A 15,603-nucleotide genomic window follows, 5' to 3' on the forward strand; every position below is an offset into this window, starting at 1 on the left:
GCGGAGCCGGGCCGGTGTTTGGGTTTTGCAAAGCCCGCTTTCTGCGCACTGCTGCCATTCGTGACCGATGAAGCGAAGGTCAGCTTTCCGCCCTCTATGACCGTCAGACCATGCCCACCGCCCTACCGGTGAATTGGCTTTTTGCCACCCTCCTCCTGCAGCATCGCTTCCATGTCGTCCAAACCATCGACGGCAGAACGCATCTGCGCCTCATCATCCACGCCCACTGTCTCGGAATCCGCAACCTGGCCCCCAAAATCCATCTCCATCTGTCGCTGTTCCTCAGCGATGACGGTCTGAACGACAGGCGCAGTCTTCTTTGGAGCGACATCGGTTTGCCCTGACGATTGGCGATCAGCAGCCTGGCGTTCGGCCTCAACATCGGCCTCGGGTCCGCCTGACCCGTCCGGTGGCGGCGTCATTGGCACGGCGCGCATGCTCAGCGGCAGCGTGCCCTGCGACCCACCTCCCCCCGGTTCCGGGTACGGCAACTCGCCCGTCTGCGCCGCGTGGATCGCCTTGAAGAGCCGATCGTCAAAATACTGGATCCGCTTCGCGCGGACCGGCATCTGGGCATCGATCACCATGACGATCTCGTCGAGGGGCAGACGGCGCGCCTCATCTTCGGGCAACAAAGAGCTTTCTTCGGTCCGTGTGGATTGGCTGCGGCCCTCGAAGGGGTTCTTGCCGATGGACTGGGACCGCGTGACCACGGTCTTCGTGGTCTTGCCAACCGCCTTGCTCAGTTCCTCGACTGTCTTTTCATCTGAGGGTGTGAGGTAGAGCTTTACGCCGGCATTCCCCTGAAGAGCACGACGGGTATTCTCGCCGTAGATTTCATCGAGGGCGGGGATGGTTTGCGTGACCACGGCCAGGTGTCCACGATAGGTGCGCAGGGTCTCGATGCTTTCGACCACGATCGGCATCTTGCCGAGGCGATTGAACTCATCGAGCATGATCATCACCGGCCAGGGCTCATCCGACCCGGGGTCTTTTTCCTGCATGGCGGAGAGGAGATCGGAGAAGAAAAGCCGGATCAACGGCGCAAGCGGCTTCACCATCAGAGGCTGGACCACGAGATACACCGAAAAGGGCTTCTTGCGGATCGTCCGGAAATCAAAATCCGACACCGCCGTCGCCTCATCGATGGCAGGGTTCTGCCATTGATCGAGCCCCGAGGTCATCAGGAGCGAGACATACGAGGTTAGCGTATCATTGTTGGTCGAAGCGAGCCGCGTGAAGATCAACTTGGCCGCCCTGTTGTCGACCTCGTGGCCCCGCGCGAAGTACTCCTTCTGCTTGTTCCCGCCCGAGGCTGCGATGCGGTAGATCTCGCCCAAGGTCGGGCGCTTGCGCTGGAACGCCAGCAGGCCTGCGGCCACGAAGAGATCGATCCCTCCTTTGAGGAGGCCCTGCACCCGGTCATTGTCGCTCTGCAGGAAGAGCGTCGCGAGAAGCTGCAATTCCATCTGCTGGCGCGCTGGGTCTTTCAGTTGATAGATGCGCAGGAGCGGGTTGTAGCGATGCGTGCGTTTGCCCTCCCAATCGGTGGGGGCAAAGCGGTAAACCTTGTCGCCCTGCGCTGCGCGGTGCCGGGCCGTGGCCTCGAAACATTCCCCCTTCACATCGAGCGTCACGGCGGAGCCTTGCCAGGTCAGCAAGTTTGGAATGACGAAGCCTGTGGTCTTGCCGCGCCCTGTGGGGGCCACGATCAGCGCGTGCGGGAAGACTTTCGAGCAAATGTAATTGGCGCGGGAGCCGGGCGTCCCAAGCTTGCCGAGGATGAACCCAGTCCCAGGCGCCCCGAAAAACCCGTTGGCCTTCATCTCGCGCGCGCTCTGCCAATGGGTCTGGCCAAAGCGTGTGAGGGCGGACCCTGAGAGGGCGAGGCTCAGCATCAGGCCGGCGGCGGCGAAGCTGCCGATGATCAGGTGAATAAGTTGGGCATCCTCCGGGCGGCGATCGAGGATCGCCAGATAGTTCTGCGCGATATAGGCAAAGTCGATCTCCGCCCCGAAGCCAAGGTCCTGGTAGGTCAGCACCGCCGAGGCGATGGTATAACCCATGGCGGCCGTCACCATTGTGACGAGCAGGACGCCCGTGGCGATCCGCGCCTTTCCCATTGAGGCGCTCAATGGACCTGTCCCCGCTCGGTTTCGCCATCCACGTCTGTGGCGCGGTGTTTTTCGTATTCGGCGTCGGCCAGATCATCGACCACCTGTCGCAAGGCCTCCGTGTTGGCCGTCGCGGCATCGGATTGAAGATAAACCTTGGCGACATAGAGCCGGTCGAGGCGGTCCTCGAGAACCTTGTCCAGCGCATCGGCATCGCCGGATGTGAGGCGGCCCAATTCGCGGTCATCCAGCACCCGCGAGATCTCGGTTCGGAAAGCATCGAGCTCCGCCTCGGTCTCGAAGGGCGCGGACAACTCCCCCGCCCGCTCGTGGTCCAGGACACGCGCAATCTCGTCTGCGAGGCGGTCGGACCGGTCAAACTGCGGTGCAGTTTCATCCCCTGTTGCGAGGGTCTCCTCGCGCGTGCCAACCCCAATCCCGTCGCGCAACTCGGCTTCGCGGCGGACCTGATTTATGGCCTCCGTGTCCCGTATCTCGACAACGGCCGCATAGGTCGCGCCGAGACCACGGGCGAGGTGGGACGGCATGTCCGGATAGCGCGCGCGCAAGTCATCCGCGACCGCATCTGCAACGGGCGAACGGAGGTCGCGTCCCTCCATGATCCGGTCGACCTCGCGAGTGATCTCGCTGGCGCGGGCCGCATCGGTGATGGTCTCCCTGTAAGGCTCGGACCGGTCGATCACATCGCCAGGACGTGCGAGCAGCTCCGGATGTGCCTCGAGATACGCCCGCTGCTCCGTCTCGATCCGACGCTCCGCCCTTGAGGCAACCTCCCAGTCCCGATCCTCGATCTGCTGTGTGGTCAAACCCTCTGCGCGCATCTCCTGACGGATTGTCCCTTCCATCGCCAGCACTGCATCCTCGTGATAGTGGAACCGCTCGCTGACCGGTTCCGCTTCCACGACACCGTCCCGGCGCAGCACGTTCTCCCGTTCCAGAAGCGTGCCGAGGTTAACATGCACATCGTTGAGAATGTCGCGCGCCTGTTCCAGGTCGGCGCGGCGTTCAAGGTTCAGGTCCCGCGCCTCGGCGGCCTTCGATAGATCATCGGCGATCCATTGATGCTCCAGCGCGGCGTTCGCGGCGCCCGTCTCGATCCGGGCCACCACTTCCGATGTGCTGATCCCGGTGCCGTGCAGGGCGGTGTCTATGCGCGACCGCAAGTCCGTCTCGGCCAGACGGTCCAGCTGACCGGGGTCGATGTTAGCCTCGGAATAGATCCCACCCTCCGAGGGGGCGTCAGATAGCGTGGATGAACGCAAACCGAGAGGCTGCATGTGCTGGACCTGCGTCTGGATCTCGATGAGGCGTTTTTCCAGCACGGGACGTTCCGCGTCAGATTTCTCGGCGATCATGCCCTGCACCCGTGCGAGCTTCTCCGCATAGAGGCTTCTCAGGTCCTCGAAACTCTGATCCTCGGCCATATAGATATCTCCTGTTCGGTCCACCTGCCCGCCGCGCGCCAGCACCTCGCCCGCGCGGAAGAGGGCTGCGGCAATGTCTTCGCGGGCCCCGCGGACCTCGGAGGTCTCGCGGGAGGCCTCTGCGGCAAGCGAGAGGTAGACGGTTCTGGTGTTGGCGATCTCCGCCAGCGTCCGCGTCAGGTCCTGCCCCACGCGTTCGCGCTCACGTGGCGCCCGGCCCTCTTCTTTCGCCGCATAGATCTCGCGAGTCCGGGCGGGGTAATGCACCACACCCCGATCCACCCGCCGCGTGGCTTCCAGGCGCACGCCATACTTCTCGGCCTCCTCAACCATGGCGAGGCGGAAATCGTCATAGTTGAAGCGATGGTTGCGCCCCAGAAAGAAGAACTCGCCTTCCTGCGACCGGCGGTTCAACACCAGATGCGCATGGGGATGATCTCGGTCCTCATGCACCGCGATGATGTAGTCGAAATGTCCCTCGTCGGTCTGGAAGAACCGCTCGGCCACATCCGTCGCAATGTCGCTCACATCCTCGCCCCGCGTGCCGATGGGGAAGGACATGAGCATGTGCGTGGTCTGGCCAAGCTTGGGTTTGAAGCCTGCATCCCACCGCTTGGCGAAGCGCTCGGTCAGGTCCTTGATGTCATCCGCCTCGAGTTTCGCCTTGCCATCCAGAAACCCACTACTGTCCACGATATGCGTGGACTTGGTGGTGAGGTACTCGAGCTGGTTTGTGAGCTGCGACTTGGTGTGTGTCCCCCCGCCCCGGATCGCCTTGAAGACCGCCGGACGGTGCCCGGCTGCCGCGCGCACAAGCTGGCTCTGCTTGGCGACATGCAGCCCCTGCATCGAGCCCCGGATGCGGCTCCAGCCGTCCCGGAAGGCCTCGCCGGTGACAGCGTCGACAGCATCATTCAGCCGCATGGGCAAACTCCCTCAGCGCGGCTGTGGCCTGCAGCTGCATGGCGTCGCGCCGACGCCGCAGGAGCAGGTCGATCTCGTCAGCACTGTCTAGGATGAACCGCGCCAACCCGCGCATCTGCGCAAGGCGCGGCTCAGAAAACTCGGCACTCGTGCCCCCCACGGCCACCTGCCCCATCCGGTTGGCCCGCGTCATCTGCTTGGCGATCTGCGCGACCCCATTGCCGACCTCGTGCAGTGAGGCGCGGTAGCGCGCCATCTCTGCTGCCATCTGCGCGTCCGGAACGAACACCCCGCCTGCCGCCTGGATGAGCCTCCGCAGCCCCTCGGCCCTGCTCTCGATCCCCGCCTTTGCCAGCACCGCATCGAGCGCCTCAAGCTCCACAGCCGTGACCTTCACACTGACCGCCGAGACCGGGATCGCGGCATCCGTCTGGCGCTCCGCATCGGCTTTGAGCGTGTACTGGATCGCCCGGGGCGACACGCCAAACCGCTCCGCCAACACGGATGTAGACACACCTTCCGCAGCCTCGCGAACGATCTCCATGCGGTCCGCATCTGTGAGACGTTTTGAGCGCGACATGCGAAGAAAGACCCCCTATTTCCTGCCACCTTCCACCAAGGCTGCCCCTACCTTACGATAATATACCACGCTGTCAATCATATACTTACGTCGCATTCAGGCTCAGGCAGCCTTGGTGTCCGCTTCCCCCGCGGCCCGCGGGAACGCGGGCCTGCCGCCCTCACCACCGGGCGACCCACCTGTCCAATGGGTCCCCTTCCCCAGCACCGCCCGAGGGTCTGGCCGAACACGCACGTGTTCGGACGGAACCGCGGGCGGGCGCAAACCCCACCGACAGGGCGGACAGGCAGGGTCAAGGAGGGCCAGATTTGGCTCCGCCAAATCTCTGCCGCAAAAACCGGGAGGCCAAGGCCTGCCGGTTTTTGTGGATGGCCCCCTTGAGGCTGACTGGCCGGTCTGTCGCGGCCTGATCATCCCGGGGGGAGTGCGCCCCTTGAACGCGCAGCGACCGGCACCAAGAGGATGTCGCTGTAGGCGATCACCTACGCCGGTGACGGCATCCCTGGAACAGGGATCGGACCACCTCAAGATCGTCCTGGGGCGGCCCATCCTCTTGAGAGGATTCAGTCCTGGGGATCCTTCGCGCTCGGCGGGAACATCACCAGCTCCGAGACCGCAACCGGGAAGTCGAGCTTGAGGCTGAAGAACTCCGAGCCATCCCCATTGCGGGTGTTGCGGAACATCGCACCCACGCGCTGAAAACGGGTGCGCTCCTGGCCATCGGTATCGGTGAACTTGACGGGGACGGTGGCGACGTAGTGGTTGGTCATTTGGGTTACTCCTTGTTGCGATGGGGATCACCCGGCACGGGGTCAAGAGGCCCGGTCGCAAGTGCAAATGCGGAGGGTTCACGGCTCCGCCGTGGAAGCCGTATTTGTGCTTGCCGGAGCGCTAGCGCAGGGCACGATTGGGCCGACCCCGTGCGATCCACATCTACGAGCAAAAAGGAGTGATCCGGATGACCCTTGCCATCACGCCGACGCCACCATCCGCGTCCCGCCGAACCTGGCCGGGGTGGTGACAAAGTCCGCCCGCGTGGGTGCGATGTTCCGAAACGCCACCCGAGGGTCGTACAGGGCTTCAGCCTCAAGTGCGGCGTCTCGACCCCTCGCGTCTTGCGCTGCTGACGATGTGCGAGGTGCGCACCATCCCGCTGCCCGAACCGATGCGGATGGGCCGAACTCTGACGGGCTGGGTAGAGGGATGACGGTGCTGGACGCCGTGACCTGCCGATCAAGTGTGACCGATCGCACGCGCCATGAGATATGACGAAAGGTCCGCGCCAAGCGTAGCTCCCGACGCAGCTTCTGGTCACGGACGACATTGCCGGGATGGCCTATCCCCCGAAAGCCTCCGCAATGCGATGCGCGGGCAAAGCTCAAGGCGGCTGAGCGAATGACAAGGTTTGTCATCATTTTTGACAACCACTGGCATTCAATGATAGGTTTGGTCCAAGAAGGAGGATTTCTATGGCCACTATGAATGTATCTCTTCCCGATCCGATGAAGACCTGGGTTGAAGCACGCCTGAAAGATGGCAGCTTCAGCAATACGAGCGATTATGTGCGCCACCTTATCCGCCGTGACCAGGAACGCGCTCAAGCGATCGAAGCTTTGCAGCAAGCGATCGATGAAGGCCTCAAGAGCGGTGAGCCGGAGCCGTTCGACTTCAAGACGTTCAAGGCGCGGATGCGGGAGAAACATGCCCGCAAGTAGTCTAGCCGCCTACTGGCTCTGGCTGACGCCAGCAGCCCAACGCGATCTGGAAGACATCTGGCTTTATACAGCGCAGACATGGTCGATGGCGCAAGCAGATCGGTATACCGATATCATCGAAGATACCTTCGATCGGCTGCTCTTCATGCCGGAGATGGCCCGTGAGCGCCCGGAATTCGATCCGCCCGTCCGCATCCATCCCAGTGCTGAGCATATGATCATCTATCGGGTCGAGGAAGACCAGTTGGTTATTTTGCGCGTGCTCGGAGCAGGGCAGGATTGGCACGCGATCCTGAGAGCGGCAGATCAGTAGCTGGGTAGATTCCTTGCGCCTTCAACTCGACGATTACGTGCCCAAGCTCTCGAGGACCGTCTGCGTCTTTGGCATCCGTTTCAGCGAGTTGCCGATGTGTTCCCGCCAGCGCGGCCCAACCTCCATTGCGGTGGCATAGGCCCGAGCCAGATCATCGGGCCGGTCCTCGGCCATCGCTTCGATAAGGAAAGCCGCCTGCTCGCGGTCCTTCGCGGATTTCAGGCTCCCTGCCCCATCGCGGCGCCGGTCGGCAATGATCAGTTTGTGGACTGCATAACGCTCCGGGCGGGGCACCTGCACCAGAACGCCGGATCTATAGATCGCCGCCGCATGGATCGGCGCGGCAATCAGGAAGTTGAGATAGTTCAATCCTTGGGCGTTCACGCCCAAGGCTGGCAGATCACGGAGGGTCTCATCTCCGAAGGCCGGTGTGAGAAACTCGACCAACTGGCCGCTGCCACCCTGGGCCCATCGCCATGTCCGACCTTGGTCAAGAGATGGCAGAGGATCGAATTTGAGCGCCGAGAACGTCTCGGCAAGACCCGGGTCGACCTGATCCTGCAACGCAACGCTGAGCTTCTCGAACTGGGCGATGTCGATGTCGCCAGTATTGGCCATACCGCCAATTGGCAGACGGATACCAAGCTCGCCTTCATAGAGGCGAAATGCATTGGTTCCGACGATGGTGCCACCCAAACGGAAGGTTCCGGCTGCGGCCATGGCCGACAGGATGGAACCGGTCGCCCGGTCGATGGGCGTCATGCCTTCGGCGCGCAAGAGCCGAACAAGCCGCGACCGTTCCGCCTGCCGATCCTTGGCCGTTGCGCGCAGCTCTTCGATCCGGTCGATGCGCGCGCGCGTCTCGTCACTGTCTTCGCCGATATAGATGAACCGCATCTCCGTCCCGACACGGCGCGCGGCATACCAATAGGCCTTGTCGCCGCGCTCCTTGAGCGTGGGCTTGCCTTCGACACCGGACAAGGCGTCGTCCTTCAGAAGACGCACCAGGTCGGTATAGGCGCTCATCGCGATGCTGCTGAGTGGGGTCATGCCTATCATTTCCAAGTTTTGCTTGGCACACATATACCTATCAAAACAGGAAATTGCTAGGCAAAGCAATTTGGGCCCCGCCACGCGCATGAGAAACAACGAAAGGGCCGCCCGAAGGCGACCCTCGCAACTCACGTCTCCGCAGTCTTCTTCGCCGGGTCAGCAACCCGCATGACCGTCAGGCCTTTTGCTTCCGCCTTCTGCCCGAGGTTCAGCGCGACCCCGTTGCCGCCGAAGAGCACGACGCCTGTCGCCGCGAACTTGTCGTCCAGCATTTCGTCGTTGCACTTGAACGGTGCCGCCCGACCGTGTGCGGACCAGCGCGGGTCGAAGCGCGCCTGCGCGACACCTCGCGCGCGCGCCCACCGGGCGGCGATCATCTCCGCCCCGTGCTTGCCACCCTTGTGACAGAGGAAGATCTCCTGGTTGCGGTTCTGCTTGATCCGTTCGCGAACCTTGTCGAGCGTGTTGAAGATCACATCGACATCGGTCCAGTCGGTGGCGCCCGAGACGATCAGGGGCACCCCCTCGACTTTCGACTTTTCGGCGGTTTCCCAATCATGCTGCTCGAGGAGCTGCCGCGCCTCGAAGACCGCCCCGGTCTCTTGCGCCCGGACGCTTGCGCGCGAGCCGGCTGCCGGGATGAAGGCGTGGCCCGTTTCGACCTCGTAGCATTCCGCCGCCGCCTCGCTCATCACCTCGATCGCGCCGACGATCTCGCGCAACTGCACAAAGCGCGCCTGCGCTTCTTCGAGCGCGGTCTCGGCGATCTCCGATCCGTCGTGGGATTTTGCCAGCGCGCCGATCTTGTCGGCGGTGCGGTCGACCTCCTTGCCGAGCGCCACATTGCGGCGCTGCAGGATCGTGGCGAGCCCATGGGCCAGCGGTTCGATTTCCGCTTCGAGCCCGGTCCCGCGCAGCGGCCCAAGCAATGCATCGAAGCATTCGCGGATGATGCGGTCGGTCAAGACGTGATCCTCGGGGATCGGCAACTGCGCGTCCTTCTCGGTTAGTCCGAAAAGTTCGATGGTCTCGTAGGTGGTTGCGGTGTCGTAAGCCATGTCTGGTCTCCAGTGTTCGGTTGCATGGCCACCACGTGAGTGTGGGGGCATGGCCGAATGCCTGGTTTCCGAATCTGCCCGGGTCAGGGACGGCGCAGCCGCCGGCTTGCCGGGCGCAAAAGTTTTCCGAGCGCAGCACCCGACACACGCGCACCCTCACGCACGGGACCGCCCCGCGCCACAGACACCCGCCCGCGCCGAAAAGTTTTGCGATCCTTGAGGCGGGCTGATTTGGGGGCCATCCGGAGGATATGCTTCCACGCTCATGTGTGTGTGTTTTGACGGTAGGTTTGACCGACCCGAGCAGGCAAACGGCCCGACCGGACGCGGGAGACGGATGGAGCGGCGGGATCGTTTTGGCCTCAAGCCAAAACAGACCAGAGCGCAATCCGGCGGAGCGGCCAGGGAGAGACGTGCTCGCGAGGCGGGCAAACCGGGGGCCTGGGTGCAACGCCGCGGTGAGGCCGCATGGCCGAATGCGCGACGGACCGAAGGGCCGTTCTCTCCTGCGACACGCGAAGCCGAGCTGGGGAGGCCGCAAGGCTCTGGCCAAGGTTGATGTGCAGGGGCTACGCTTTAGGCTATACGGCGGATTACTTCTCCAAGCTTGCGACGTGATGGGCGGAGAGCGGAAGTTCGCTGCGGGCGCGAGATGAACCCAAGCAGCTAGGCGAAGCAGACATTGGATGAGCTGCCGATTTGGGTTTGAAGGCCTTGCCAGGCTAGACGGCGTTTCAAATTGAAGCGTATCGCAATATGCTCTCCCTAAACGTGTCACGTGATTTTGATAGTGGCCCAAACAGGAGTTCTAAATGCATGTTCATCGTCTCAAGATCTCGGGTCTGCGTGGGATAGAAAGTGCAGACATTTCTTTTGGGAAACACTCGGTTCTTGTAGGTCCAAACAATAATGGCAAGACTACGATTGTTGAGGCTCTTGCCCTGCTGCTAGGGAGAGACCGATTGGTTCGGCGCTTGACTGAACATGACTTTCATAAAAGCAGACCCATCGAAGCATCTCGGATCCTAATCATTGCCACCGTCACAGGGTTCCCGGAGAATGATCCGCAGCATAGCCCATCTTGGTTTGCGATGGGGCGCGGTGGTGTTGAGAAGTGGCTCAACCCAAATACAGGCAGCCTTGCCGCATCAGCAGACGATCAGCACACTGAGCTAAGTGTTCAGATCGCATTTTCCGCCCGATTTGATCTCCAGGAGCTCGAGGCCGAGACCGTCAGGTTCTTTGTGGATGATGAAGCAACTCTTGGTGATCCATTCCACGAAGACACTGTTGTCACGCCGATTTCCTCGAAGACGCTTCAAGAACTTGGCTTCTTCATGGTCCCCGCGTCCCGAACATGGGACAAATGGATTTCGTTTACTTCAGAGCTTTTTCGGCGTCTCGTTGCAACATTAGGTGGCCTCCCTGCGACTGCTATACGCGATGCAAGAGCACGTCTTTGGGAACCGGAAGCTGGTCAGAAACTAGAAGAACAAGACGGCCTTACAACGATTGTCGAGCTGGCCAATGATGAACTTGGAAAGCTCATGCCATCATCACCAAGGCTTCAGCTTCGTATAACAGGGACGGACAGCAATTCAGTCCTCGAAAGCGTCATACCACATTTTGCCCACGGGAACGGTCCAACCCTCCCTTCCGCCCGGCAAGGAACTGGTTTGACTTCCTTGCAAAGTCTTCTGCTACTGATGCAATTCGGTAAGGCCAGAGCAGATGCAAACAAGTCATTTGTCCTCGCGGTTGAGGAGCCTGAACTACACATTCAACCTTCTCAACAAAAACGGCTCGTCAACCGGCTAAACGCGCTCTGCGATCAGACAATTGTCACTACACACTCGCCACTTGTTGCGGCAATGTTCCCTGTCGAAGCAACTTACTTTGTCGATAACAAAGATGGGCAAATGTCTGTTTCGCCATTGTCAAAGACAGCACCCGCTGGTCCGTCCAATCACAAGCAACACCTCTTCTTTGCTTGGCGGCAAAAGTTGATTGCCGCGTTGATGCATCAGCGTGTTTTGATCCCAGAGGGCATCAGTGATGTCGCCTGGCTAGAGACGCTCCAAACTGCTTTGGAGCTTAGGCAAAGTTGGAATTCGCCTGAGGACGAACAATCGAAGTTTGCGACGTTTGTTGGGGTCGTGCCCACAGATGACGCAAAGATTTCTGAGACGCATGAAGTGGTCAAACGTGTCCATCATCATTGCGCGATCCTTGTTGACGGAGATCCAGCCGGAAGGGGTTACCTTACGGAACTGAACGCGGCTGATCCATCGCCCAGTGTGGCAATCATATGGCCCACCGGTTGGAAAATAGAACACGTTGTCACGTGGGTCGCGGAAGCGAACATTGCTCAGGTCTTGCCCCAGTTAGCTGAGGCCAATGCCTCGGAAATCCGTGACGCGGCGGAGCTTTCTGCTTTCTTGGAAAGTCGGAAGTCCTACGCCCCCACACAAGAAATCACATCGGCAATTCTGATGGGCGAAGCCGCCTGCCGCAAGCGGGCGGCCCAGCTGCTCAATGCACTTTGTAACATTCTGCTTGACCCATCAGCCCAAAGTTCTCCACTTTTTGTCCGGGAGACCGAAGACGGTGCTGCTATGCCGACCTTCCGGTTCGAGCCTCCCAATGACGTTTGACTTCTTCGAAGGGCCGGCTGGGTCAGGAAAGACCTACAGCATGGTGGCTCACGCTCGTCATTTGATCGAGAACGATGCCTTGGGTGAAGGTCAACGTATGCTTGCCCTTACCTTTATGAATGGCGCGCGACGACGGCTGACTTCGAGCCTGAACGCCGAAGCATCATTTAGACGAAAATTTGACTGTCTCACCTTTGACTCTTTTGCTCAGTCGTTGGCCAAACGAAGAAGTGCCAAACTGACCGACGAAATGCGGCAGCAGGCGGAGGATTTAGGCCAATTTCACGGGCCTTGTTTCTTGGCCAGTGAACTCTTGAAAGATGCTGAGGTTCGTCGTTGGGTGGCCCGAACTTATCCCTTGGTTCTGGTCGATGAGGCTCAAGACCTTGATGTTAATCGGCAAGGGATAGTTCTTGGTTTGATAGAGAGCTGCACGACTGTCGTAGCTGCAGATAGTTTCCAGTGTTTGAACGACGGCCAAGAAACAGCGGATTTCATCGGCCAGTTACTAGGTGCGGGAACCACTCACTCCCTTTCACAAAGTCACCGAACGAACAAAACAGGTTTGTTGAGCGCTGCTTTGGCCGTCAGAGAGCGTGAGAATATTCTAGATGCGTTGAAGGAAGAAGGTATTGGAAAGACTGGACGGGTTCATTGGGTAGGTGAAGGTGTCGAGCTTGCGGAAGTCCCGGCTACGGCCAAGAATCCAGGGTTGCTCGCATGGAGTTTGGCATTTCAACTGACACAAGGCTGTAACGACGTTGCAATCCTCACGCCGGACTCGAAGAGCGCCATCGTCCAGAACGCCATTGAGATCGCGGGAGCAAAAGAATGGAAATGGCCTAAAGGGGGGACCTTTGGCCCCTTCTCGATTACGTGGGAAGGTGGCGACAGCGCAATTGAGCACGAACTGGCTGAGGCAATCAGATTTCCAGATATAGCGTCATACGACGAGGTTTGTGCAGTGTTGGAAGAGCACTCGGCACAACCAATGGTCAAAACAGTGGAGCGGCGTGTCCGCAGGCTCCATCGGGTGACGGGTCAAGCCGAGTTCGAGAAGGCCCAACTGGTTTCCTTTATCTCCGATGCCGTCCGAACCAACACACGCCTTGGATTCAAGAAAAGTGCGAAGATCAGGGCCATGTCCATCCATGCAGCAAAAAACAGAGAGTTTGACAGAGTAATCGTCTTGTGGCCGCAATCAGCGACCGGAAGTGACGAGCACAAGCGGCGTTTGTTATACAACGCTATGACCCGCGCGAAGAGCCATTGTACTATTATCGTTCTTGGAAATCGGCGGCTGGGTTCAGCTCCCTTCGCGCCATCCTAAAGAGGATTTTCATGGAATTCATCACCCAGTTCTTTCAGGCGTTGAAATCTCCCAAAACGGCCCTTGTGCTGTTCTTATTTAGTGGAGCACTATTGTTTGCTCCCATCGAACGGCTGGGTTTAGAACAGCCCGAGTTCACTGAGGTGTACCAGACACAAATTCTGTTAGTTTTCTTTTTGGCCTCATCGATTCTTATCTTGGAGATAGTAATTTGGACGATTTCCACTATCCGCGCTCCTTTTCGAAGGCGCGCGCACGAGAAGGCGTACCAAGAGAGCATCGAAAAGATTTTTTATTCTCTGAACCTCGATGAACTTTGTGTACTTTGGGTCATGACTCAAGGTGGCACCAAAACAATCAAAGCTAGCTATGATAACCATGTGATGGTGTCGCTCAGACAGAAGAATGCCCTAGGTTTGATAGCGGGTGTCCAATTCTTGCACGAAGCACATCACTATATGCCCGACGCGCTTTATGATCTTGTTGCAGAGCGTGGTTACGAACGCATGCCCGAGGATTTTAGGAACTCGGTACGGTTTGAGGACGAGGTCCGAGAAAGAGTGCATCGATCTATTGATTGGCGCTCATGGGGCTAATTGGCCGCGGGCACTTTACAACCAGGATTGTCAAGTTTCTCGGGCTTGCAGCGAATGTCTCCTTCGACGGGCTGCATCTCAGCATACCGGTGACCGGTCGAGAGTCCGGTTTGGGCCGTCAGCGCCCGCATGCCCAGCACGCCAGGGCGAGGTGTTCGCCGCACCGCCGCAGGTCAGCTTGGAGCCCATTTTGATCAATGCTGCGGAACGCCCAAAAAGCGGCTTCACCTTCAATGTCCACTTGACGTAGGCAGGTCGAGGCCCAACACTCACTGCCAATATTCCGTCTAAATCAACTAATTTTGGAGAGAAGAGCATTGATCGGGTTGACGCCATTTGAAGTTGGGCTTGCGGGAATGGGTGGGATTTCTGCCAGATTTGGAGAAATGAGAAATGGCTGCCCTCATAAAGGCCTAGATATTCGAAGCTCAGGCACTCCTACTCCATTCACTGCTGGCATCTTTGGAAAGGTTGTATTTGTAGGCGGAGCCTATGGTACCGTTGCAGTGCGGCCGAGGGATGGATCTGCAACGTGGGTTCAATACTTGCATTGCTCTGATACTTCGGTTGTCGTTGGTGATGATGTGTATCCTTGGACCGTTCTTGGGAAAACTGGAGATACCGCGCCACCCGGTACGAACATTTCGGGCATCCATTTACACATACAAGTGCAGGTGCCAGGTTCCGGCCAGACCTGTTGGGCCACATCTTCGGGAAATCCTCGAAACTTTGCCGATCCGCAGACATACGCAACCAGAAACTTTATTGACGGCACATGGTCTACCACACGGCACTACTCTGCGCCCGGTGGGCAATTCGTCGAAACAGATGAGTTGCGAATTTTCAGTAGTGAAATTAAAGGCGTATCGTTTTTTCATACACGCCGCAGGGAGTTAACGATACTGCAAACGGGCTGTAAGCTAACAGCTGAATTTGCATGGGTACCCCGTATCACCGGGTTTTCCGGAAACAAGGTTTTATTTTCTGCTCCCGCGGGTACTGCAAGTCTCACCCAAGATACTTGCGGCTTGAATTGGAAACCATCGGCAGACGCCGGTTCAGGTGATTTAGAATTGCTGGACGACAATCGGTTACGTTACATGTCGTACAATATGCAGAGAGTAGGGCTCTCAAGAGTGGATCTTTCCAGCGTAGGTCAGCATGAGTTTTGTGATGAGATCTCAGAGCAATCATTCACTGATGGGTCTCTAGACCCTTATGAAAACCAGCAAGATCAGGTGCTTCGTATGAAATCAATCAGTGACCTGGACTGGTTAAATGGGGTGGCGACGGACGAAGTCTTTTAATGGTCCACTAGCTAATTGCGGACATACGATCAATTTCCGTGAATGTCAGCTAGGTCCGCATCGCTGACCTTCACCCCCCCAAATGCTGCGCGAAGGACGAATGGCCGGTGTGGTGAAGCTGTCGCGCAGCATCGGCATGGTGGCTGGACGGCGGCTCTGGGCCGTGAGCATTAGTCGGTGCGCGAGCTATCAAGCAAAATGCTGCAAGGCGGAGAATGGCCGCCACGAGCCCAAACTTCAAACTTTCTGCAATGCGACCAATGTCCGACATTGAATTTGTCGAGGCTTGCGGGCGGTAAAACTCGACTGCGTCTCGTAACTGACAGACCGTGTCAGTTGGCCCTTGCTAGCAGAGTGCCATCGAAACTCTGGAGCAAGATGTGACTAAACTTTTTCTCTTGGCGGTTGTCATGGCCGCGACCTTCGCAACGGGCGCTGCTGCCCAGGACTGCACTGCATCCGGCGACGCCGAGGTTGGCATTGTCGAGATCGTTCAATTCCGCTTGGCAGACGG

At 59.0% G+C, this 15,603-nt stretch carries 12 protein-coding genes; 6 read left to right on the forward strand and 6 right to left on the reverse strand.

The annotated features are described in order from the left end of the window. Nucleotides 1-122: 122 nt before the first annotated feature. The 4 genes from R1W00_RS16445 to R1W00_RS16460 all read right to left on the reverse strand — a co-directional run bounded on the left by R1W00_RS16445 (nt 123) and on the right by R1W00_RS16460 (nt 5,833). Nucleotides 123-2,123, reverse strand: a complete 2,001-nt coding sequence (locus R1W00_RS16445; protein ID WP_317263869.1) for a type IV secretory system conjugative DNA transfer family protein — start codon at nt 2,121-2,123, stop codon at nt 123-125. Between the two features lie 8 nt (nt 2,124-2,131). Beyond that, a complete protein-coding gene (locus R1W00_RS16450; protein WP_317263854.1) occupies nt 2,132-4,483 on the reverse strand; it encodes a relaxase/mobilization nuclease domain-containing protein in 2,352 nt (783 codons plus the stop codon). After that, nucleotides 4,470-5,063, reverse strand: a complete 594-nt coding sequence (locus tag R1W00_RS16455) for a helix-turn-helix domain-containing protein (RefSeq protein WP_317263855.1) — start codon at nt 5,061-5,063, stop codon at nt 4,470-4,472. Before R1W00_RS16455 ends, R1W00_RS16450 begins: the two co-directional genes overlap by 14 nt. A 563-nt stretch (nt 5,064-5,626) precedes the next feature. Next, complete coding sequence (locus R1W00_RS16460) at nt 5,627-5,833, reverse strand: hypothetical protein (RefSeq protein ID WP_007120662.1); 207 nt, start codon at nt 5,831-5,833, stop codon at nt 5,627-5,629. A 699-nt stretch (nt 5,834-6,532) separates the two neighbouring features. On the opposite strand from R1W00_RS16460, the gene R1W00_RS16465 reads away from it, so the two are divergent. Both R1W00_RS16465 and R1W00_RS16470 read left to right on the forward strand, forming a co-directional pair. Beyond that, the gene (locus R1W00_RS16465) at nt 6,533-6,778 is read left to right on the forward strand and encodes a type II toxin-antitoxin system ParD family antitoxin (protein ID WP_317263856.1); all 246 of its coding nucleotides are present in this window, start codon (nt 6,533-6,535) and stop codon (nt 6,776-6,778) included. Then, nucleotides 6,765-7,091 (forward strand): type II toxin-antitoxin system RelE/ParE family toxin, encoded by a 327-nt coding sequence (locus tag R1W00_RS16470; protein WP_317263857.1) that lies wholly within the window; start codon nt 6,765-6,767, stop codon nt 7,089-7,091. The genes R1W00_RS16465 and R1W00_RS16470 overlap by 14 nt, the downstream gene beginning before the upstream one ends. 33 nt (nt 7,092-7,124) lie before the next feature. Here R1W00_RS16470 and R1W00_RS16475 read toward each other — a convergent pair whose 3' ends face one another. Further along, nucleotides 7,125-8,141, reverse strand: a complete 1,017-nt coding sequence (locus R1W00_RS16475; RefSeq protein WP_317263858.1) for a GSU2403 family nucleotidyltransferase fold protein — start codon at nt 8,139-8,141, stop codon at nt 7,125-7,127. Nucleotides 8,142-8,272: 131 nt separating this feature from the next. Continuing rightward, nucleotides 8,273-9,202: a DUF2493 domain-containing protein gene (locus R1W00_RS16480; protein ID WP_317263859.1), complete on the reverse strand. Its 930-nt coding sequence runs from the start codon at nt 9,200-9,202 to the stop codon at nt 8,273-8,275. A gap of 812 nt (nt 9,203-10,014) precedes the next feature. Between R1W00_RS16480 and R1W00_RS16485 the strand changes: the two genes are divergently transcribed. The 4 genes from R1W00_RS16485 (at nt 10,015) to R1W00_RS16500 (ending at nt 15,089) form a co-directional block, all read left to right on the forward strand. Continuing rightward, nucleotides 10,015-11,856 carry an ATP-dependent nuclease gene (locus R1W00_RS16485; RefSeq protein ID WP_317263860.1) on the forward strand — a complete coding sequence of 614 codons (1,842 nt, stop codon included), beginning with the start codon at nt 10,015-10,017 and terminating at the stop codon, nt 11,854-11,856. Beyond that, nucleotides 11,846-13,186, forward strand: a complete 1,341-nt coding sequence (locus R1W00_RS16490) for an ATP-dependent helicase (RefSeq protein WP_317263861.1) — start codon at nt 11,846-11,848, stop codon at nt 13,184-13,186. The genes R1W00_RS16485 and R1W00_RS16490 overlap by 11 nt, the downstream gene beginning before the upstream one ends. 11 nt (nt 13,187-13,197) lie before the next feature. After that, nucleotides 13,198-13,782 carry a super-infection exclusion protein B gene (locus R1W00_RS16495; RefSeq protein ID WP_317263862.1) on the forward strand — a complete coding sequence of 195 codons (585 nt, stop codon included), beginning with the start codon at nt 13,198-13,200 and terminating at the stop codon, nt 13,780-13,782. Nucleotides 13,783-14,099: 317 nt separating this feature from the next. After that, complete coding sequence (locus R1W00_RS16500; RefSeq protein WP_317263863.1) at nt 14,100-15,089, forward strand: M23 family metallopeptidase; 990 nt, start codon at nt 14,100-14,102, stop codon at nt 15,087-15,089. The last annotated feature ends 514 nt before the right edge of the window (nt 15,090-15,603 follow it).

It is taken from the genome of Rhodovulum sp. FJ3 (assembly GCF_032918305.1).
Classification (GTDB): Bacteria; Pseudomonadota; Alphaproteobacteria; order Rhodobacterales; family Rhodobacteraceae; genus SAT37.